22 protein-coding genes are annotated in these 18,753 nt (G+C 47.9%); 18 read left to right on the forward strand and 4 right to left on the reverse strand.

Going from position 1 to position 18,753, the window contains the following annotated elements; translation table 11 throughout:
• Positions 1–194 precede the first annotated feature (194 nt).
• Complete coding sequence (locus FGU46_RS00290) at positions 195–1,103, forward strand: prenyltransferase (RefSeq protein WP_286475313.1); 909 nt, start codon at positions 195–197, stop codon at positions 1,101–1,103.
• Between the two features lie 9 nt (positions 1,104–1,112).
• On the opposite strand, the gene FGU46_RS00295 is transcribed toward FGU46_RS00290, so the two are convergent.
• Entirely contained in the window at positions 1,113–1,919 is an 807-nt protein-coding gene (locus tag FGU46_RS00295) for a carotenoid biosynthesis protein (protein WP_286475315.1), read from the reverse strand.
• A gap of 80 nt (positions 1,920–1,999) precedes the next feature.
• Here FGU46_RS00295 and FGU46_RS00300 point away from each other — a divergent pair, with 80 nt between their 5' ends.
• From FGU46_RS00300 to FGU46_RS00320, 5 genes are all read left to right on the forward strand, one after another.
• The gene (locus FGU46_RS00300) at positions 2,000–3,679 is read left to right on the forward strand and encodes an ABC1 kinase family protein (protein WP_286475318.1); all 1,680 of its coding nucleotides are present in this window, start codon (positions 2,000–2,002) and stop codon (positions 3,677–3,679) included.
• Positions 3,680–3,733: 54 nt separating this feature from the next.
• Positions 3,734–4,096: a DUF5518 domain-containing protein gene (locus FGU46_RS00305; protein WP_286475321.1), complete on the forward strand. Its 363-nt coding sequence runs from the start codon at positions 3,734–3,736 to the stop codon at positions 4,094–4,096.
• Between the two features lie 125 nt (positions 4,097–4,221).
• Entirely contained in the window at positions 4,222–4,656 is a 435-nt protein-coding gene (locus FGU46_RS00310) for an Hsp20/alpha crystallin family protein (RefSeq protein ID WP_286475323.1), read from the forward strand.
• 82 nt (positions 4,657–4,738) lie between these two features.
• A complete protein-coding gene (locus tag FGU46_RS00315) occupies positions 4,739–5,224 on the forward strand; it encodes a HEAT repeat domain-containing protein (protein ID WP_286475326.1) in 486 nt (161 codons plus the stop codon).
• 17 nt (positions 5,225–5,241) lie between these two features.
• The gene (locus FGU46_RS00320) at positions 5,242–5,580 is read left to right on the forward strand and encodes a DsrE family protein (protein ID WP_286475329.1); all 339 of its coding nucleotides are present in this window, start codon (positions 5,242–5,244) and stop codon (positions 5,578–5,580) included.
• 30 nt (positions 5,581–5,610) lie between these two features.
• Here the strand turns inward: FGU46_RS00320 and FGU46_RS00325 are convergent, their stop codons facing one another.
• Both FGU46_RS00325 and FGU46_RS00330 read right to left on the reverse strand, forming a co-directional pair.
• On the reverse strand, positions 5,611–6,438 hold the full coding sequence (locus tag FGU46_RS00325; protein ID WP_286475331.1) for a carbon-nitrogen hydrolase family protein: 828 nt from the start codon (positions 6,436–6,438) through the stop codon (positions 5,611–5,613).
• Positions 6,439–6,451: 13 nt separating this feature from the next.
• Complete coding sequence (locus FGU46_RS00330) at positions 6,452–7,465, reverse strand: alpha/beta hydrolase family protein (RefSeq protein WP_286475333.1); 1,014 nt, start codon at positions 7,463–7,465, stop codon at positions 6,452–6,454.
• A 62-nt stretch (positions 7,466–7,527) separates the two neighbouring features.
• On the opposite strand from FGU46_RS00330, the gene FGU46_RS00335 reads away from it, so the two are divergent.
• From FGU46_RS00335 to FGU46_RS00355, 5 genes are all read left to right on the forward strand, one after another.
• Positions 7,528–7,740, forward strand: coding sequence for a hypothetical protein (locus tag FGU46_RS00335; RefSeq protein WP_286475335.1), 213 nt, complete (start codon positions 7,528–7,530; stop codon positions 7,738–7,740).
• A 12-nt stretch (positions 7,741–7,752) separates the two neighbouring features.
• Positions 7,753–8,148 (forward strand): TIR domain-containing protein, encoded by a 396-nt coding sequence (locus tag FGU46_RS00340; protein ID WP_286475337.1) that lies wholly within the window; start codon positions 7,753–7,755, stop codon positions 8,146–8,148.
• Between the two features lie 159 nt (positions 8,149–8,307).
• Positions 8,308–9,183: an AAA family ATPase gene (locus tag FGU46_RS00345; protein WP_286478463.1), complete on the forward strand. Its 876-nt coding sequence runs from the start codon at positions 8,308–8,310 to the stop codon at positions 9,181–9,183.
• Positions 9,184–9,192: 9 nt separating this feature from the next.
• Complete coding sequence (locus tag FGU46_RS00350; RefSeq protein ID WP_286475339.1) at positions 9,193–10,344, forward strand: vWA domain-containing protein; 1,152 nt, start codon at positions 9,193–9,195, stop codon at positions 10,342–10,344.
• 83 nt (positions 10,345–10,427) lie between these two features.
• Positions 10,428–11,240 carry a ZIP family metal transporter gene (locus tag FGU46_RS00355; RefSeq protein WP_286475342.1) on the forward strand — a complete coding sequence of 271 codons (813 nt, stop codon included), beginning with the start codon at positions 10,428–10,430 and terminating at the stop codon, positions 11,238–11,240.
• Between the two features lie 14 nt (positions 11,241–11,254).
• On the opposite strand, the gene FGU46_RS00360 is transcribed toward FGU46_RS00355, so the two are convergent.
• The gene (locus FGU46_RS00360) at positions 11,255–12,019 is read right to left on the reverse strand and encodes a metallophosphoesterase (RefSeq protein WP_286475344.1); all 765 of its coding nucleotides are present in this window, start codon (positions 12,017–12,019) and stop codon (positions 11,255–11,257) included.
• 105 nt (positions 12,020–12,124) lie between these two features.
• On the opposite strand from FGU46_RS00360, the gene FGU46_RS00365 reads away from it, so the two are divergent.
• From FGU46_RS00365 to mmp10, 7 genes are all read left to right on the forward strand, one after another.
• On the forward strand, positions 12,125–12,679 hold the full coding sequence (locus tag FGU46_RS00365; protein ID WP_286475346.1) for an FHA domain-containing protein: 555 nt from the start codon (positions 12,125–12,127) through the stop codon (positions 12,677–12,679).
• A gap of 13 nt (positions 12,680–12,692) precedes the next feature.
• Positions 12,693–13,769 (forward strand): pentapeptide repeat-containing protein, encoded by a 1,077-nt coding sequence (locus tag FGU46_RS00370; protein ID WP_286475348.1) that lies wholly within the window; start codon positions 12,693–12,695, stop codon positions 13,767–13,769.
• 110 nt (positions 13,770–13,879) lie between these two features.
• The gene (locus FGU46_RS00375; protein WP_286475350.1) at positions 13,880–14,134 is read left to right on the forward strand and encodes a hypothetical protein; all 255 of its coding nucleotides are present in this window, start codon (positions 13,880–13,882) and stop codon (positions 14,132–14,134) included.
• Between the two features lie 230 nt (positions 14,135–14,364).
• Positions 14,365–14,790 (forward strand): FHA domain-containing protein, encoded by a 426-nt coding sequence (locus tag FGU46_RS00380; RefSeq protein WP_286475352.1) that lies wholly within the window; start codon positions 14,365–14,367, stop codon positions 14,788–14,790.
• Between the two features lie 15 nt (positions 14,791–14,805).
• A complete protein-coding gene (locus tag FGU46_RS00385; protein ID WP_286475355.1) occupies positions 14,806–17,073 on the forward strand; it encodes a DUF4350 domain-containing protein in 2,268 nt (755 codons plus the stop codon).
• Positions 17,070–17,471 (forward strand): hypothetical protein, encoded by a 402-nt coding sequence (locus FGU46_RS00390; protein WP_286475357.1) that lies wholly within the window; start codon positions 17,070–17,072, stop codon positions 17,469–17,471. Before FGU46_RS00385 ends, FGU46_RS00390 begins: the two co-directional genes overlap by 4 nt.
• Positions 17,472–17,480: 9 nt before the next feature.
• Positions 17,481–18,737, forward strand: coding sequence for a methyl coenzyme M reductase-arginine methyltransferase Mmp10 (gene mmp10, locus FGU46_RS00395; protein ID WP_286475359.1), 1,257 nt, complete (start codon positions 17,481–17,483; stop codon positions 18,735–18,737).
• Positions 18,738–18,753 lie beyond the last annotated feature (16 nt).

Below are 18,753 nucleotides of genomic sequence, written 5' to 3' on the forward strand. Positions count from 1 at the left end.
CTATGTACAAATATGGGGTCTATTTTCATAGACATTAAGATAGTATTTGCTAACTTACTATAAAAATTTTAACTTTAAAGGCACAATATAATTAATATTGAGTGTTTACGGGGTAATATTCTAGATAAAAAGACTGAATTTACAGAAATTTCTTTATTCTGAGTATTTCCCAGATTAAAGGAGTTGAACGCAGCTTGAACCTGGAAGATTTCATAAATCTACTTAAACTGGGACGTTTCCACTTTCTGGGGGCGGGTTTTTTCTTATTCACCGCGGGTGCCCTCCTGGCGGTGCTTTTTAACTTTCCCTCCTCCCTGGAAAGATTCTTATGGGCTTACTTGGTAGTGATGCCGGCCCATCTTTCGGTGTCCTACAGCAACGATTACTTCGACGTGGAGGTGGATAAACATGGAGAGCCCACCCTGTTTACCGGGGGCAGTGGCATCCTGGTCAAGCATCCCCACCTGCGACCCCTGGCTCGGAGAATTGCCCTCACCCTCATCGGGGGTTCCATCCTGCTGGCGGTCCTATTCACCATTTATTTTCAGGTGCCCCTGTTTCTGGTCCTGAGCATTCTGGGTGTTTTCCTGGCCTGGTACTACTCCGCCCCACCCCTGCAACTTTCCTATCGTGGCTGGGGGGAAGTAGCCATGGTAGCCAGTGGATTTTTAATTCCCAGTCTGGGTTTCCTGTCCCTGGCCGGTTACCTGACCCTGGAGAGTGTCATCTTCACCCTGCCCCTGATGTGCTACCAGGTGCTGTTTATCATGAGCGTGGAGATCCCTGACCTGGAAAGTGATGTGAAGGGAGCTAAACACACCTATGTAGCGGATCATGGCCGTTTAGCCGGGTTTAGATTGGCCGGTATTTTCGGGTCATTAGCTACGATCTTCTTCCTGTTACTATCCTTTTCTAATCTATTTGTGGTGCCCGATTTCAGGGTGGTGGCCCTGATTTCACTGTTACCCACGGGTCTGGCTTTATGGTCCTGGTGGAAGAGCAGCAACCAGAAGGAGACAGCCACCAGACTGGCCACCTACAACCTGGTAGGCTTATTCAGTTGCATCATCATCCTGGATGCCTACTTCTGGGCCCTGACTTAAAAAAAATGTTCAATTTCTGGAGAAATCACCCACATGCCCTCCAGTCTCCTTTAAGATGTAGATTACGAAGATTATCCCTATCAATCCCGGAATGAACAGGCCCAGATAGAAGCATACCGCTGCCCAGAAGGACAGGATAAGAAACAGACTGGAGACCACTCCCCGGGGTGGGGGCTGTTGCAGGGAGGCGCCCAGGACCAGGAGGGCCAGGCCCGATGCCAGGGCTCCGGTTAATATCCAACCCAGAAAGTTCGCCAGGGGCACATCGTAGAAGAAGCCGGGCCAGAGGTAGTTCCAGAAGTTAAGGGCCACCGCTGCCGGGTCCAGGACCAGATCAGCGGCTAATACCAAAAGCGCCGTGGCTGCTATGAAGAGAATTTTAGGGCCCAAGGGGGTTTCACCAGACTTGATATCTTTACTACCATTTTTTAGGATGGTCATATTACCAGCCAGGTATATGCATCCCAGGAATAGGGGTACGTAGGCGAAGGGGACTGTGAAGGGAGTGTATCCAAAGACCTTAGTCCCAATGAGACCGGTGTATTCGAAGGGGCTGTAGGGGAATCCGGTGATGATGGCCAGGGTTTCAATGATCAGGGCGTAGATGCTGAATATTACTATGGTTACCAGGCCCTTCTTCCAGCCCAACCATAGTATCATGGCCGCGTAACAGGGTAGCGAGAGGGCGATGATGAATATAGCAGATATATTGGCCATTTGGGACTTTATCTCCACGTTAGCCACGAAAAAAGCGACTACTATCAGGATAACTGCGGTAATGTAGAAGTATTTACTATAATCCCAGTTGATTTGCACAGACCTTCTCCCCCTTATCCTTAATCTTTGCATCCAGTACCTTAAAAAATAATATATGAAAGAGCACATAATCTAAACCTATGAGCGTACCACCCTTCGGTAACTCCAAGCCAGATCTTAAACGGGTACGGGGAATACTGGGCGTCCTGTCCAAGTACCGCTTCGGAAACACCCTGATGCAGTTGGGCTTTAGAAGAAAGCTTTCACCCGAATTTCTGCTGGGTGGAGATCTGGGTAAGGAGTTAGATAACACCGCCCCCTCACGTTTCCGCGCTGCCTTGGAGGAGTTGGGAACCACCTACATTAAACTGGGCCAGGTCCTGAGCACCCGACCGGATCTGGTTGGTATGGAGATTGCCGATGAATTATCCAGACTGCAGGATGATGTGCCTCCGGTTCCCTTCAGCGAAATCAAAGCGGTGGTGGAGGAGGAACTGGGATCCCCCCTGGAGGAATTATTCCAGGAATTTGAAGAAAAATCCATAGCCTCGGCATCCATAGCCCAGGTGCACAAAGCCCGGCTGATGGATGGAACTGAAGTGGCGGTTAAAGTACAGAAAAGGGGAATCATCGATATTATAAAACAGGATGTAGCCATCATGCGCTACCTGGCCCAGCAGGCCGATACCCGGATCAGGAAGGTTAAATATTATAATTTCCCTGGAATAGTGGATGAATTCGAGAGAACTATACGTAGAGAACTTGATTTTGCCCAGGAAGCCCGTAACATTGAACGTTTCCGCACCCTCTTTGAGGGGGATGAGAAAGTTTCTGCCCCGGAGGTGTACCGGGACTACTCCACCAGTAAAGTCCTGACCATGGAGTTTATACATGGTACCAAGATCAGTGAACTTTTAGAATCGGATGAAAAGATTAGTGGCAAGACCATCGCGCTGGTGGGTACCGAGTGCTACTTTAAACAGATATTTATGCACGGATTCTTCCACGCCGACCCCCACCCGGGTAACATCATGGTATTACCCGGTAACCGTTTATGCTTCGTGGACTTCGGCATGACCGGCCACCTGGAACGGGAGTTCCGGGATGACTTGGCAGAATTATTCATCTACACCGCCAAGTACGATGTTAAAGGCATTATCAACCAGATGGTGTACATGCGGATGATCGATGAGGACTCGGACCTGGAACACTTCAAGTACACCCTGATGGACCTCCTGGACCAGTACTACGGGGCGGAGATCAAGGATGTGGGGGGTATGATCACCGAGTTCAGCATGCCCGACGTGGTCTCCGAGCACCAGCTGAAACTGCCCCGGGATTTCATACTCCTGGGCCGGGTGCTGAGCATGGCCGAGGATCTGGGAAGGAAACTGGACCCCAACTTCAATGGTATAGAAGTGGCGGAGCCCATGATCCGCAAACTCCTGAAGGGACGTTTAAATCCTCTGCGCTGGAGAAACTACCAGGTACGCTATCTCTTCGAAACCGAGCACCTCCTGAAGGATCTGCCCCAGACTATTAACCGTATCCTGATGCGGGCCGAGGATGGCCGGATCAAGATGGAGATCGAACACAAAGAACTGGATGAGTTCTCCCTACACCTGGAGAAGATCACCAACCGGGTGGCTCTGGCCCTGATCATATCCTCCCTCATCATCGGCTCTTCTCTCATCATGCAGAGTGACAAGGGGATGCCCATGCCCGGTATCGGCTTTTCCACCATAGGCAGCATCATATTCTTGGTGGGTGCGGCTCTGGCCATTGGTTTCTCCATTGCCATACTGCGGAAGTTCAGTTAAGAGTTTTAATGCAGTCTAAGGTTTCCACCACCACATTTCAAAGGGTGATAAGAGTTGTACGATTATTTCGAGGTTATTCTGGGCATTATCTTAGTTCTGATCTTAAGTATAATTCTGGGACTTTTAATGGGTAGTCTGGGATCCTATCTGGGATTTCTGGCGGCCACCATGGTGGTGGGTTACCGCAGTCGGAATGACCTTGCAAAAGGAGCACTGTGGGGTGCACTTTGCGCGGTATTGGCTGGGGTGGTGTTTATGGTAACCATGTTCCTCATGACTAGCTTAATTGGCTTCGGACCAGGGGCATCTATGATGGAAATGGGGATATTGGCTATGATCATTGGGCTCATGGTAGATGGGCTTATCGGTTCGGTGGGCGGTGCACTGGGATGGTTAATGTGGGCTAAAGGCTTTTAAAACACCTGTTTTTGGTGATATATCCTCATCCAAGTTTTCTTATAAGGCCCTTTTATTTTGTTGTCGAAAATTTTATATCATCAGGCAAAGAAATTATAAGCTGACTCAAAATATGAGGTGAAAAAATGAAAGAAACCAAAAAAGAAATGAAAGAAATAGTTAAGGAGATGTTGGACGACACGGCCCGTACCGTGGATAAAGTCCGCTTCGACATTGAAAAGTCACTGGTTGACTACAAGTTCCTGCCGGGAAAGGACATACTGGAAACTGATGAAAGCGTCATCGTGCACTTAATACTCCCCGGTATCAAAAAAGAGGACATTTCATTAAAGCTCACCGAATCCAAGTTGAAGGTTAAAGCCAAATTCGACGTGGAACACAGTATGGGTGGTAGCTTCGTAACGGTCAAAGATCGTAAGACTGGCTACATTCACCGAACGGTACGCCTGCCCAAGAAGGTGGTCCCTGAAGAAGCAGAGGCCAAATTCGAAAACGGTGTATTGAAGATTGAAATACCCAAACAGGAAAAAGACGAAGGCATCAGCGTCGATATACTGTAAAATTGACATATATCCGATTAAAACCGGATATGACCTATTTTTTTATAATTATTTTACAAACTGGATCGTAGTTGGTGATTGGTTGACCAAAACCGAAGAACTCATTACAGAATTAATTGGAAAATTTGAAGACGATGACCCCCTGGTACGATTTGAGGCCGCCCAGAAACTAGGGGAAATAGGTGATGAAGCCATAGACCCTCTGGTTAAACTTTTAAAATCCAATGATGACCAGATGCGCAAATACGCCACCGTGGCCCTGAAGAATATGGGCTCCGAACAGGTGGCTGATAGCCTCATAGCCGCCCTGAAGGACCCTGACTTTGGGGTGCGTAAATTCTCGGCCAAAGCCCTGGGTGAGCTTAAAAGCAGTAAAGCCGTGAAGCCCCTCTTGGAAACCTTGGAAGATGATGATTGGGGTGTTCGCTTGGCAGTGATGAAGGCCCTGGGGGATATAGGTGATGAAAAGGCTATAGATCCCATTAAAAAGGCTAGAAGAAAAGCCACCGGGGATAAAGACTTCAAGAAGGTGGCCAACAAGGCCCTGAAGAAGATACAGAAAAAATAATCCCTGAGGTTTTCCATATGTATCGGGTGATCTTCCAGCTTAATGAAGCAGATGACTACCGCATTAACCTGGTTTTGAACAATATAACCAACCTCCTGTATGATCTGAAGGAAGCGGAGATCGAACTGGTGGCCTATTCTCAGGGAGTGGTGCTATACCTGAAAGAGGAAAATCCCCACTTGGAACGTGTACAGAACCTTCAAGGGAAGGGTGTGCACCTTGCAGTGTGTAAAAACACCATGCGATCCCTGAATCTTAAACCCGAGGACCTGTTAGAGGGAGTTAGGGTGGTCCCTTCGGGTGTGGGTGAGCTGGTAAGAAGGCAGAAGGATGGCTGGATTTACATCCGTCCCTGATCAATTCTAATTTTTTTAATAAGTATACATCTATTTTTTCAGATCAAGAGTGTAAAGGTCCCTGCGCCGGTTTTTTAGAAGGGGCAGCTCCTGGCGGATTTCATCCACCCGGGAGGCCTTAATAGAAGCGTATAGTATTTCTTCCCCGATACCCGCCTGGAATATCACCTCTCCCCAGGGATCAGCCACCAGGGAATGTCCGTAGGCTACATAGGATGCTTTTTCATCCCTGGCCGGCGAGCAAGTGGCCAGGTAGACCTGATTATCCAGGGCCCGTGTCCGTGAGAGGATCTCCCAGTGGGCGGGGCCAGTGGTCAAGTTAAAGGCCCCGGGGAACACCAGGAGTTGGGCCCCCTGCAGGGTCATGAGCCGGGCTAGTTCCGGGAAGCGGATGTCATAACAGATGGCCACTCCCAGTTTGCCGAAATCCGTGTCCACCACGGTGACCTGGTCTCCAGGGGTGAGGGTTTCTGATTCTTTAAACTGTATCTGGCCGGGAACATCTATATCGAAGAGGTGCAGCTTACGGTGGCGGCCTATCAGTTCCCCGGTGGGGTTGTAGATGAAGCTGGTGTTGTAAATGTGGTCCTGGTCCCTTTCGGGTATGGATCCAGCTACCAGGTAGACCTCTGTGTCCCGGGCTGCGCGAGATACGGCCTTTAGGGTGGGACTTTCATCTGCTCCTTCGGCGTATGATGGGAACTGGTCGGTCTGGTAGGGGCAGTTGAACATCTCCGGTAAAACCACCAAGTCCGCCTTTTCTCCTGCTTTTCTTATGAATTTAACAGCTTTTTTGACATTCTGAGTCTTATCTAACCCTACTTTCATCTGGCACAGTGCTATTTGGAAATCATTCATGAGAATCATACCATTAGGGGTTGTCAGTTACAACTAATTCCTTCACCGCCTGTCCATCACTCCAGGCACCCATAAAACGTTGCTGGCTGGTGTTTCCCAGGGCATATTCCTGGTTGGTGCCCTTAAATGAGGCGTCTAAAAGTCCGTCCAGGAGTTTCCAGGTGCCGTAGTAGTCCTGGGCGTCAACCAGGAAGTGGAAGTCCTGGCCCAGAACATTGAAACTGGCTGCCAGGGGGGTGAAGTGGTCGGCCACCAGTTCCGGGGTTCCATGAGTATCAGAGACCATTAAAATGTAGTCCTTGTTCTGAGGGGGTATCTGGGGGGTGCTGTTTATGATCCGGATAGCATCATCCGCTCCCACCCAGGTGTCCTGGTCACCGGCCAGGGCTAAAAGCAGGGTATTAGGGGGGATGTTGCTCAGATTTGCGAGTAGGGGCCCTACCTGATCCTGGGAGGAACGGGAGCGGCCGGGTTCCACAGCGAAGACCGCCAGGGGTGGGGATAAACCGTAGGTCGCATAAGTGGAAGCCATGTTCACGCTGATCAGTCCCCCCACCGAGTGGCCCACAACGGCCCACTGGTCCCGGATGGGACGTACGTGGTTGCCGGTTTCCAGGACTTTCAGGGCCTCCAGGGTGGAGTTGAAGGCGTTGGGGGTGAAGTGGTCGGAGGGTGTGGTGAAGTCCTCCTGGTAGCGGGGATAAATCACGATGTAGCCCTGTTTTACCAGGTGATCTATCCAGGCCTGGTAGAAGGTGGGGGTGGTAGCCAGCCAGCCGTGGTTAAAAACCACCACTGGCGCCGATTCAGGTTGAGGTGAGGCAGGCTCAAATATCCAGTACTGGGTGGCTCCTTCACCATGGACACTGGTGGTAACCCCATTATGGGTGTAATTGGATCCCCCTGTACCGGTGAGGGGCTGGGATGGTGCCTGGACCGTGGCATTTACCAGGGGGAGAGAGAAAGAATTGATAATTAGTAGCATGGTGAGGATGATGAAGGTCTTAGATAATGCCCTGTGGTACATGTGCTTAATTATGAGATGTAGCCATATTATATTTTATCTAAACCAAGCAAAGAGGTGTTTTCATGAGCTGTTACTTACGCCATATGAAAGATGTCCTGGAAGAGGCAGACCTTCACCCCCAGGACCGGAAAGAACGTAAAGAGGTGGACCTGGCCATACGTCGAGTAGTGGGAAAAAGTGAAAAGGACAAGTGCAACGTGGTGTGGAAGGAGGTTAAGGTCTGGCTGGCGGATGATGAGCAGAAGGCCCTCCTGGTGGAGAAGTTAAAGGGTTAGAGGTATCCTGGAATGTTTGAAGAAGAACTGGAAACCCACCACTTGTTCATCACCCATAATGGCCCGGGAGATGAGGAGTACCTGGCCTTCTTCCAGAGACTACTGGAGGCTCCTGAGTTCGAGTGGAAGGACCATGGAGTTCCGGATATGAATCAGGAAGAAGAACTGGAGGACCAGATCCGATCGGCCCAGGTGGTGGTGGTGCTATCGGGACTCTACAACCGCCACCGGGAACTGGTTAAAAAACAAGTGGAACTAGCCCTTAAGCTGGATAAACCCATAATTTTAATCCGGCCCTACGGACTGGAAGAGGTACCCCCAGAACTGGATAAACTGGCCAGTGGGGTGGTGGGCTGGAATCGGGTGTGTATTGTGGAAACCATTCTGGACGTTTTGGGGATAGAATAGATTAACTAACCCTTTACAAGATAAACGAGATTAACCCTTTTCTAGAAACGAGATCATCGAAACATTTTCTAATTTATAATTATTTTTAATCCCCGGAGCTGGACCTTTCCCCCCATTTTTAGTAGATTTATTTAGTAGATTACCCCATACCACATGATGATGAACACCGAACAGATCACACCCGATATCCTGACTCGGGCATTGGAGGGGGTTAATTATCTGCCGGATGAGAACCTGGTGATAACCCTTTTCCTGGCGCTGCAGATGAAAAAGCCCATCCTGGTGGAGGGTCCTCCGGGCACTGGTAAGACCGAACTGGCCAAGGCTACTTCCAGGGCCCTGGGCCGTGAATTTTTCCGGGTGCAGTGCTACGAGGGCATCACCTTTGAACAGATCGTGGGGGAGTGGAACTACCAGAAGCAGCTCCTGCAACTGGAGATATCCCGGCAGAAAAGTGGGGAGGAGGACATCTTCCAGGAGGGCTTTTTCATTAAACGTCCCCTGCTCCAGGCCTTCATCAACCAGCAGCCCGCGGTGATACTCATTGACGAGATAGACAAGGCCGATGAGGAGGTGGAGAGCTTCCTCCTGCAGGCCCTGGGGGAGAAGGAGATCACCGTCAACGACCTGGGTACCTTCCAGCTGGCCAACGATCTGCTGGTGGTTTTAACTTCCAACTCCCAGCGCACCCTCCTGGATGAAACCCGGGACCGCTGTTTATATCTGTACCTGGACTACCCCGACCCGGAGCGGGAGCTAGAAATCGTGAAGGCTCTGGTACCCGAGGCACCTTTACCCCTCCTGAAAGAAGTGGTAAGCCTTATCCAGCGTATTCGAAGGATGGATATCCTTAAAAAACCATCCATACGGGCCACAGTGGACTGGGTGCGCAGTTTATTGACCCTGGGTGAAGAAGAACCATCACCGGAGGTTCTGACCGAAACCCTGGGGGTGGTGGTCAAGTCCCAGGAGGATCGTAAGAAGGTGAAGGAACATCTTTTCAAGTTAGAGGGACATCTCTACGATGATTTTTAAGGGAAAATCATGGATAAAATAGTTAATTTTTCAGATCTTTTAAGACGTAACGGGATCCCGGCCAGTATCCGGAGCACCCAGACTGCCTGTCAGGTGGTGGAACAATTCCATCTTAAGGAGCCCCAGCTGCAGGATGCCCTGGCGGCGGTGTACGTGAAAACCCAGGGCCAGCGGGAGAAGTTCAATACCCTCTATGAGACCTTTTTCCAGGGGAATCCGGCACCATCCCCCGAGGAGGATGTACCTAAAAAGAAGAAAGTTAAATCTGTCGTTAACATCCCCAGCGAGGGTAAGAACCAGCACCAATTCTTCTTTAATGAGGAAAATCAATCTGAACTTAAGGCCGTGGAGATTCAGTCCACCGAAGTTGATTACCAGCCACCCCTGGAGGATTACCTGGACCTGGATGAGAAACGGGACCTGCTGCATCAGGATATTAACACCCTGAATTCCTTCCAGCCAGAACTTTTCCAGTTATGTCAGGAGATGGGTAAAAAGATAGCCACTTTAAGAAGCCGGCGGATGCGCCAGGCCCAGAGGCTCCGGCCGGATGTGCGCCGCACCATCCGTAAGAACCTTAAAAATGGGGGCACCCTCCTGGAGCTGGTGAAAACCCGTCCCCGGATAAAGGGGGGTTACTACTATTTCCTGTGTGATGTGAGCGGTTCCTGCGACTGGATAAGTAACTGGTTCTTCTGCCTGGTCTACGCTGCCCAGAACAGCTTCCGCCGGGTTAGGGTCTTTGACTTTGATAACAAGGTAGTGGAAACCACCTCCGCCCTGGGGGAAACCGGACTCCTGGATGCCTTCACCCGGGTAAGGGACCTCCGGATGAAGAACCTGATGATCCACGGCACCTCCAACATGTACCAGGCATTCACAGACTTCCAGGACCGGGCCACATTAAATGGCAGGTCCAACCTCATAATCCTGAGTGACTGCCGGGACTGGGCCGGGCCCAAGGAGGATGGCCAGCCCCTCAGCGCATCCCTCATCCGGGAGATGGCTGGAAAGTCCCGGAGGGTGTTGATTTTCAACCCGGAGGAGAACAAGAAGTGGGATGTGGTGGATAGCTGCGTAACCGAGTACCGGGATGCCGGGGCTCAGGTGCATGAGGTGCGTAACCTGGAGCAGATGGCCCGGCTGGTCAGTTTCATCTAAACAGTCATGTGCACCTTAAAGGGACCCCAATGTATTTGAAAAAAGCCATTACTTTTATTAGGCATTCCTAACTATGTAAAGTTATGAGTAACGGTAACCTCCTAGCGAACCCCCTGGTACAGGTACTCCTGGCCACCTGTTTCACCTGGTTCATGACTGGTCTGGGAGCTTCCACCGTATTTTTAACCAAAAATGTAGGCCGCCGTTTACTGGACGCTTCTCTGGGTTTTGCAGCGGGAGTTATGATCTCGGTAAGTTTCTTCTCTCTGCTTTTACCCGCCGCTACTATTTACACCGCGCCTAACGTGCCCCAGTGGTTCCCGGTTATATTCGGCTTCCTGTTAGGGGCTTTATTTCTGGGGGTCAGTGACCGGTTACTGCCCCACGTTCACCCTGGAGCTCCCTGTGCCGAAGCAGAGGGTATCCACACCACCTGGAAACGTAACCGTCTCCTGGTGCTGGCCATGGTATTACACCACATCCCCGAGGGACTGGCCATAGGGGTGGCCTTCGCTGCGGCAGCATTAAGCTACAACCCTTACTCACTGATGGCCGCTATAACCCTGGCTATTGGGATGGGTATTCACAACTTCCCGGAGGGAATGGCGGTGGCCATGCCCATGCGGGCCGAGGGAAAATCAGCCCTGAAAAGTTTCTGGTACGGTCAGCTCTCCGGGGTCTTCGAACCCCTATCTGCATTTCTGGGATTTGTACTGGTGGCGGTGTTTCAGCCCCTCCTACCTTACGCCCTGGGATTCGCAGCCGGAGCCATGATCTACGTGGCGGTGGAGGAGCTCATACCCGAATGTCAGCGGGGTAACCACACCGACCTGGCCACCTTCTCCCTGATCCTGGGCTTCGCCCTGATGATGGGTCTGAACATCGGATTTGCATAAAAATAAGGTTTTTTTTATCTGAAAAATTTGATCATGGACTCCAGATCCCGTCCACTATTTATCTCCTGTTCCAGATCCAAGTCCAGGTAGACCTTTCGGCCCTTCCCGTAGCTGGAAGATAGAATTAAGAGGTTTCCCTTGAGTTTGTACCCATCCACCGGGGTGTGGCCCACCACCATGGCCTGGCAATTCACCTTATCCAGGAACTGGTTCACATCCCTTTTTTTGGCCTCACGACGCCATAAAAGATCGTAAAGGGGCTGATTATCCAGGTAACCATTCCTGGTGAGGTTTATGATATCCTCTAAACTGTTTACACTAGTTGGCCCGGCGTGACTGATGAAGACCTGATTATCGGTTCTGACCGCCACCGGCAGGGTCTGGAAGAAATTTATGTATTCTTCTAATTTTTCCTCCCAGGCGTCGGGGAAAGTCTTCTTAAGAAGCTGTTCAAAATTAAGGTTCTGGTTCACTCCACCCTTGTAGATCAGTATCTTGGTGAGGGTGGCCCATTCATGGTTTCCCAGGAGGGGATGGAAGTTATCATACTTAGCGGAGTAGTACTGCATCTCTTCAATGATGTCGATGGAGTGGTCGTTTTCCCGGCCCATGGCATGTATGAAGTCGCCGGTGAGGATCAGATGGCACTTGCGGTTGAAACACTTCCCCCACAGGGTCATTATCTTGTTAAAATCCTCCAGATTGCCATGCAGATCCGTCACCACCAGGGCCCGGCCCCGGCGGGGTAGGGTGACCAGGTCCCCCTCCACGTATTTCATAATAATTATTTATTTTTTTCTCATATTTAATGGGTGGCTTAGTGATTAATTATTATAGGTTCCTAGGCCCAAAATATAAGTAAGGTTTAGGGGGTTTGATAATTGTTGAACCTTGGGAAGTCCGGGGGGGTTCGACAGTGGTCAGGACTGATCCTGATCATCCTAGTTTTTATTTTACTAGTTTTAGCCATATTTCAGAGGGTAACCCTGAGTCAGTGGCTCCAGAACGAGGGATTAGACGTACTCTACGCGGTTATACTGGCCATCATAGCTGGACTGGGCATTGAATTCTTTTATCGGAAGTTTTCAACCAAATCCCGGTTCTCCAAGACCACCATGGTTCTGAAGCCCCGTAAGGTGCTGGCCCGGGTGAACCTGCCCGATGGTAAACACCTCACCATCAGCAAGTACAACCGCATCTTCGGCCGGGAAGATTTCCTGGGGGTGGTGGTCGGTGAAAAACTACTCTACATTGGGAAGGAACACTTCAAGATCACCCGCATGGATGATGGATTCTACATCGAGGACCTGGACACCAAGAACGGTACCTGGGTCAATGGGGAGAATATCCAGGGCCTGGGTAAGATTAAATTAATGCACAACGATGAGATCGACGTGGCCCACGCCCTCTCCACCGTGTACCAGGAAGAAGACCTTTGAAGGGTAGATAGAAATGAATTGTAAGTTTGCAGGCTGTGAATCTGAAGCCTACCAGGAGGAGGATTACTGCATCTTACACTTGGATCTGCCCACCACAGGTGAGGATCTGGAGTTAATAAAGGAGTTGAAGGAAGAGGAAGTGGAGAGGAAGATCCAAGCTGGTGATCTCAACTTCAAGGGGGCTAAGTTTTATGATGTTAACTTCAGTGGCCTGCACATCCCCGGGGACCTGGTCCTGACCCAGGCCGTGGTGGAGAACGACTTTCACTGCCTGGACTCCGAGGTGGATGGTGGGATCTGGTTCGACCAGGGCCGGGTAGGGGGACATGCATTCTTCGAATCCTCCCTCATCCGGGGGAGCATCTCCTTTTTCAGGGGGAAAGTGGGGGGTAACATCTCCTTCGACCATGCCCGGGTGGATAAGTACGTGTGGTTTGAGGGAGTGAAGGTAGATGGGGAGGCCTCCTTTAATCACTGTTACCTGGGGAGCAGTATCTCCTTTAACCAGGCCCGGATCGATGAAAATGTATCCTTTTATGGGTCGACCATCGAGGGCAACGCCTGGTTCGAGGACGCCTACCTGGGGGGTAACACTTGGTTCGACCTGGCCGAGATCCGGGGAGCACTGTGTTTCAAGGGCACTCGGTTCAAGTACATCAAGAGCCAGGAGCGGGCCTGCCGCAGCGCCAAGATCCTGTGGGAGAAATTAGGCGACCGGGGCAAGGCCGACTACCACTTCTACCGGGAGATGGAGGCCAAAAGGAAACAGAAAGGATATCTTAGTCGTTACCTGGAGTTGATCGTCCAGTACCCCTTTGGCTACGGAGTGCGGCCCCTTCGGCTGATTCTTACCTTCATCGGCATAATGATCCTGTTTGGTTTATTTTACTGGGTGGCGGAGGGCATCTTCACCACCGATGTGCTGATGGAGAAGTTAAGGTTCAGTTTTCTGACCATGCTGATCCCGGCCTATGGTGTGATCAATGCCCAGACCGGGGTGTATGGGTGGTTAACTATCCTGGAGGCGTTTATTGGGGCCTTCACCTGGCCCACGTTTATGGTTATCTTCGCCCGGAAGTACATGCGCTGATTGATTCTCAGATAAAGTGAACACTTTGCCTTTTCTCGAGGAAAAAAATAGTAAATTCTTAATATTAGTAGTTACTATAATATATACTAATTAGTTTAGGGGGTTTGTATATGACTATGGATGAAAAGGTTAAAAAATTGAAAGAACAAATAGATACAGATGAAATGCCTTCAACTGTTGATAATGAAACATTAATTGATAAAGCGGCTTGGGCATATCTAGCAGGCTACGCAGCTGCTAAGAAAGAAGGTGATGTGAAAGCTGTAAATAACGATAAGATTAAGGCAGTAGAACCACCTACAGATACATTAACCGCCCCAGGAACAATTGAACCATTGAGGATATCTATCCCATGGTGGCCATAATATAATAAGAGGCTTAGATTTGGGAGATATACTCTACTTGAGCCATATATCCATTTTTTTAGTAAACTGTTTCCTGACACCACCAAATCTAAGTCGATTAAAAAAATATCTTCAAAAAAATGTCAGGCTCTAGATTATTAGTATTCATCGTAACATTTTTCACCGTGATAGTTTTAATTTTGACTATTTTTCAAACTGAAACATTAACTCAATGGCTTAAATACGAGTGGATGGATCTTATTTATGCTATTATCCTTGCTATAATCGCAGGATTATTAATTGAATTTATTTACAGAAGATATTCTGCCAAATCAAAGATGCTCCAAACTACCATGACTCCCGCAACAGAATCATCAAAGTTCATGGCAAAATTGGTGCTGAAAGAAAACCAGGAGTTTTTGATTAAAGAGTATGAAAGAACCTTTGGGAGGGAAGATTTCATTGGAGTTGTTCCTGCAGATGAATTAATGTTCATAGGCAAAGAACATTTCAAAATTACCAGAGACAATGATGGCTACTATATTGAAGATTTAAATACCAAAAATGGGACCTATTTAGATGGAGAAGATATTTCGGGACAGGGAAAACGAAAATTAACAGATGATGATGAGATATTAGTGGCTAAAACGTTGCGAATTAAATATTTTGAAGATTAATAGGTAGGTGGTTAAATGAATATCCATAACCGGAAATTCAAATTATTAATTATATTAGCCATATTTTTAATGCCCATCTTATCCATGGGCGCTTCTACTGCTCAAGATATTAAAGTAGCCTTTGATGAAACTGGATCTTTTGAAAAACGTTACACAATCTATAGCACTGGCCCATTGGGCGGGTCTAGTTTTGCTTCTGTATTAGAAGCCAATGGTTTAGAAGTGGTTAGATATACGGATTCTCCCATAACTTATGACAAGATTAAGGATTTTAATATCTTAATTATCATGGCCCCAGGACGAAACTACACTGATTCAGAGGTTCAATCGATACAAAAATTCGTGGAACGTGGAGGAGGACTATTTCTTGTTGGAGATGGGTGGGGTGTCGAGGATGGTGGTTTAAATTATTCATTTAACAAAATAGCCGATGCGTTTGGAGTATCGTACAAACCATATGAACTTGTAGCAGATTCTGTTAATTATATTGTATCACCAAGTCGAGTGAAAATTACTGATATCCAGAATAGCACTTTAACTACCGGAATTACTGAATTTATTTATTTCAGAGGGACTTACATCCAGAATACTGGTCCTTCTTCAGTAATAGCATATTCAAGTCCAGATTCATGGGCAGATCAAACTTTTCTAAAAAGTGATGGTTATTCAGATATAAATGAAATAAAAGACAGTAATGAAACTTCCGGACCATTCCCATTATGGTCATCATTAGAATATGGCCAGGGAAAAGTAGTATTCTTCGGAGCAGCAGGAACGTTCATAAATTCCTGGTTGTACCGCAGTAATGGATGGAAGGTGGGATTAAACTCTGTTTACTGGTTAGCAGATCAACCCATACCTGCAAATTATAAAAAAGCAGGATTGATCTCCCCAACGCTGGCTGATCTGGAAACTAAAATCGCAATTACTATCATAATAGCCATCATTATCATAGCCGGCCTATTTTTAGCTATTCAAAGAAGTAAGAAACAAGAAGCGTCTCAGACATTGAAGACCATCAAAACCTGGAAATTCAATTTATTGGCCATCTTGAATGGAGTATTCATGGCATTAGGTGCGTTACTGTTTATTTTAATGGGTTATTTTGTATTAGATATTTCAAGTTTAATATACGACCCCTATTTAGGATATACCTTGATCCCCATTGGCATAATATTCTTAATGATTTATGGAGGCATTATGTACAACCTCCTGATTAGGCAGAGGCTCAACAGCACTTACAACTTCTGCCTCATGGCTCTTCTAATTTTCTTCGCCGGATTTACTGTAATATTGGGGGATTTATTTGGATTTTCCATGATGGAGATTTTCACCATGGGAAGTTTATTCCTGCTAATTCCGTTAGTAATAAACTGGATAAGTATCAGACAGCACACTCAGGATCTGATCATAGAAGGAAAAGAGTTCAACAGGCTTCAGAAGATTTCAGAAAGATCATTGCCCTATGAACTGCAATCATTATATGCTGAACCCAGTTTTGTGGGGGAAGGAGGATTTGGCCGGGTATTTAAGGCTACGCGTAAGGATGGTATGGAAGTGGCCATAAAAATCCCCAAAAGCTTTGATAAACGCTCGGAAAAGATTTTCGTCTCTGAGGTCTCCAACTGGAGCCAGCTCGACCATCCACATATTGTCAAACTGTTCGGATTCAAAATATTGCCCATACCCTATCTCGAGATGGAGTACTGTGAAGAATCATTACCACATAAAAAACAGCCCAATGAAGTCGCGGTGGCTATTATCTACGAAATAGCCCAGGCACTAGGATATGCCCACCAGAAGAACATCATCCACGGTGATATCAAGACCTCCAACATCATGATTAAAAAAGGAGTATACAAGATATCCGATTGGGGCCTGAGCAAGGTCACCACAGATGGATCCGTAACCTTATCCGGTGCCACACCCCAATACGCTGCTCCTGAACAGATATCAAGGGAATTTGGTAGATCCGATGAAAGAACCGATATTTATCAGTTAGGAACTGTATTTTATGAGTTATTAACGGGCAAAGTTCCATTTGAGGGTGAAATGTCTGAGATATACGGATCCATACTTACTACCCAACCCACACTTCCCAGTGAGATTAATCCTGAATCAGCTCTCCTGGAACCCATAGTTATGAAGTGTCTGAGCAAGGTTAAAGATGAAAGGTATTCCTCCATGAGTGAACTTCAGAAGGACTTGAAGGAATATTACACCCCTATTAGTATGGATGAAACCATCGTGTTAAAGGAAGAGCCTGAAAATGGGAGATCATGAATAAATCGATATGGATAGGCGCTGTAGGCGGTTTATGCATTTTCATCATTATCCTATGGGCAATCTTTTTCTACAATTCAGACTTTGACCAGGAACTGATACAATCCAGTGAATCAGGGGTGGCCTGTGAAAAATTAATTAAGCAAATCGATAAGGAGTCCGATAATCAGAAGTCATTGGCTGAAAACCATTTAGAAGGCCATTTTACAGATATAAAATACTGGAATAATCCCAATGATCCAGAAAAAGAACTAACATTGGAAATTGACTTTTATCAACAGCAAATAAAAGCCATCAACAACTGTACAGAACTCCGAAAAAAGTACGTTAGAAAGGAAATATCAAAAGAAGAATTTCTCGCTCAGATAAAACAATATAAGATTATGATGAGTGAATAGGAGACCAAAATGGAAATACTAACCCACGTGGGAGGAACTCCGGGCAAAGACTGTGGTGGCTTCTGCAAGTTCTGCTACTTCAAAACCGTTAACTTCAAGGACCTCGACTCCGTGGCCCTGGGATGTAAATTCTGCCCGCCCCAGCAGATAGGGTGTAGCTACTGCCATGAACTCATCCGGGAAGTTAAAAATGGTTTTAAATCCCCCAACGAAGTTTTAACTCGTCTGGTAATGAACCTGGAGCAGCTTAGAAATACCCAGCAGGAGGTTCATGACCTGAAGATAAACGTGGGCAGCTGGGCCGATGTAATCAACTATCCCTACCTCCATGAACTCCTCGCTGTCTTCCAGAAATATGAATTTCCGGTGAACCTGGGCTACACCAGTGGTAAGGGCATAAAGGGGGCTGAAACTGCCGATGAACTGGTCGATAGGGGCGTAACTGAGGTTAGTTTCTCGGTGTTCTCCATGAACCCGGATTTAAGGCGGGAGTGGATGCGGGATAAGACTCCAGAAAAATCTTTAGAAGCCCTGCAGAGGTTATGCGAGTTGTGTGAGGTTAACGCCTCCACGGTGGTGGTGCCAGGGGTGATCACCAAGGAGGAGATCATCGATACCTGCAGCATCCTGGAGGAGTGGGGTATTAAATCCTTCGTGTTAAGTCGCTTTGCCAACCACCAGAATCAGGGCCTGCTTTTCAACTATAAACCGGTGGAGGATGGTATTGAATCCCAGCCTTACCAGGAGTTCTACGACCTGGTGGGCAATATTGCCCGAGAGTTCAGTTTCCGGGTTTTAGGGTCCCCGGCGGCGGATCCGGATAAGGGACTTCCCTACATCCTGGCCCGGAGGAGGAATAGAAAGTATCTCGAACAGTTACCCGCCATCGAATCCGAGGCCACCATTATCACCAGCTCCCTCTCCGCACCCTTCATGGAGAAGATATTCCAGGGGATAGATGGAAATGGGAATGTCAACATCCTGGCGGTGAATAAGGATATCGGGGATTTAATAGTCCCCGCCGATCTAGAAGAAGTGGATCTTAAATTTGTCAAATCCAAGGCCATCCTACCTGGAGGTGCACTACTCCACGATAAGGAGGCCCATCAGTTACTAAACCGGGATGATAAGAATAGAACAGTAGTGAGAGGTCCGGAGTTACTCTTTTTACCCAGCAACGTCTACCTGAATGGAAAGGAAGAAGAATTTATCGCCCACGAGTTAAGATCCTTCACGGAACTAATAAATCTGATCAACGCGACTTAAATTAAGTATTTTTTCT

It is taken from the genome of Methanobacterium sp. CWC-01, from assembly GCF_030323845.1.
Classification (GTDB): domain Archaea; phylum Methanobacteriota; class Methanobacteria; order Methanobacteriales; family Methanobacteriaceae; genus Methanobacterium; species Methanobacterium aridiramus.

Coding starts and splice junctions, on each gene's coding strand:
- FGU46_RS00380 (WP_286475352.1), top strand. CDS start 14,365: ATGGATCTTATTTATGCTATTATCCTTGCTATAATCGCAGGATTATTA.
- FGU46_RS00320 (WP_286475329.1), top strand. CDS start 5,242: ATGTATCGGGTGATCTTCCAGCTTAATGAAGCAGATGACTACCGCATT.
- FGU46_RS00310 (WP_286475323.1), top strand. CDS start 4,222: ATGAAAGAAACCAAAAAAGAAATGAAAGAAATAGTTAAGGAGATGTTG.
- FGU46_RS00390 (WP_286475357.1), top strand. CDS start 17,070: ATGAATAAATCGATATGGATAGGCGCTGTAGGCGGTTTATGCATTTTC.
- FGU46_RS00300 (WP_286475318.1), top strand. CDS start 2,000: ATGAGCGTACCACCCTTCGGTAACTCCAAGCCAGATCTTAAACGGGTA.
- FGU46_RS00325 (WP_286475331.1), bottom strand. CDS start 6,438: ATGAATGATTTCCAAATAGCACTGTGCCAGATGAAAGTAGGGTTAGAT.
- FGU46_RS00340 (WP_286475337.1), top strand. CDS start 7,753: ATGTTTGAAGAAGAACTGGAAACCCACCACTTGTTCATCACCCATAAT.
- FGU46_RS00370 (WP_286475348.1), top strand. CDS start 12,693: ATGAATTGTAAGTTTGCAGGCTGTGAATCTGAAGCCTACCAGGAGGAG.
- FGU46_RS00335 (WP_286475335.1), top strand. CDS start 7,528: ATGAGCTGTTACTTACGCCATATGAAAGATGTCCTGGAAGAGGCAGAC.
- FGU46_RS00360 (WP_286475344.1), bottom strand. CDS start 12,019: ATGAAATACGTGGAGGGGGACCTGGTCACCCTACCCCGCCGGGGCCGG.
- FGU46_RS00385 (WP_286475355.1), top strand. CDS start 14,806: ATGAATATCCATAACCGGAAATTCAAATTATTAATTATATTAGCCATA.
- FGU46_RS00375 (WP_286475350.1), top strand. CDS start 13,880: ATGACTATGGATGAAAAGGTTAAAAAATTGAAAGAACAAATAGATACA.
- FGU46_RS00345 (WP_286478463.1), top strand. CDS start 8,308: ATGAACACCGAACAGATCACACCCGATATCCTGACTCGGGCATTGGAG.
- FGU46_RS00350 (WP_286475339.1), top strand. CDS start 9,193: ATGGATAAAATAGTTAATTTTTCAGATCTTTTAAGACGTAACGGGATC.
- FGU46_RS00330 (WP_286475333.1), bottom strand. CDS start 7,465: ATGTACCACAGGGCATTATCTAAGACCTTCATCATCCTCACCATGCTA.
- mmp10 (WP_286475359.1), top strand. CDS start 17,481: ATGGAAATACTAACCCACGTGGGAGGAACTCCGGGCAAAGACTGTGGT.
- FGU46_RS00355 (WP_286475342.1), top strand. CDS start 10,428: ATGAGTAACGGTAACCTCCTAGCGAACCCCCTGGTACAGGTACTCCTG.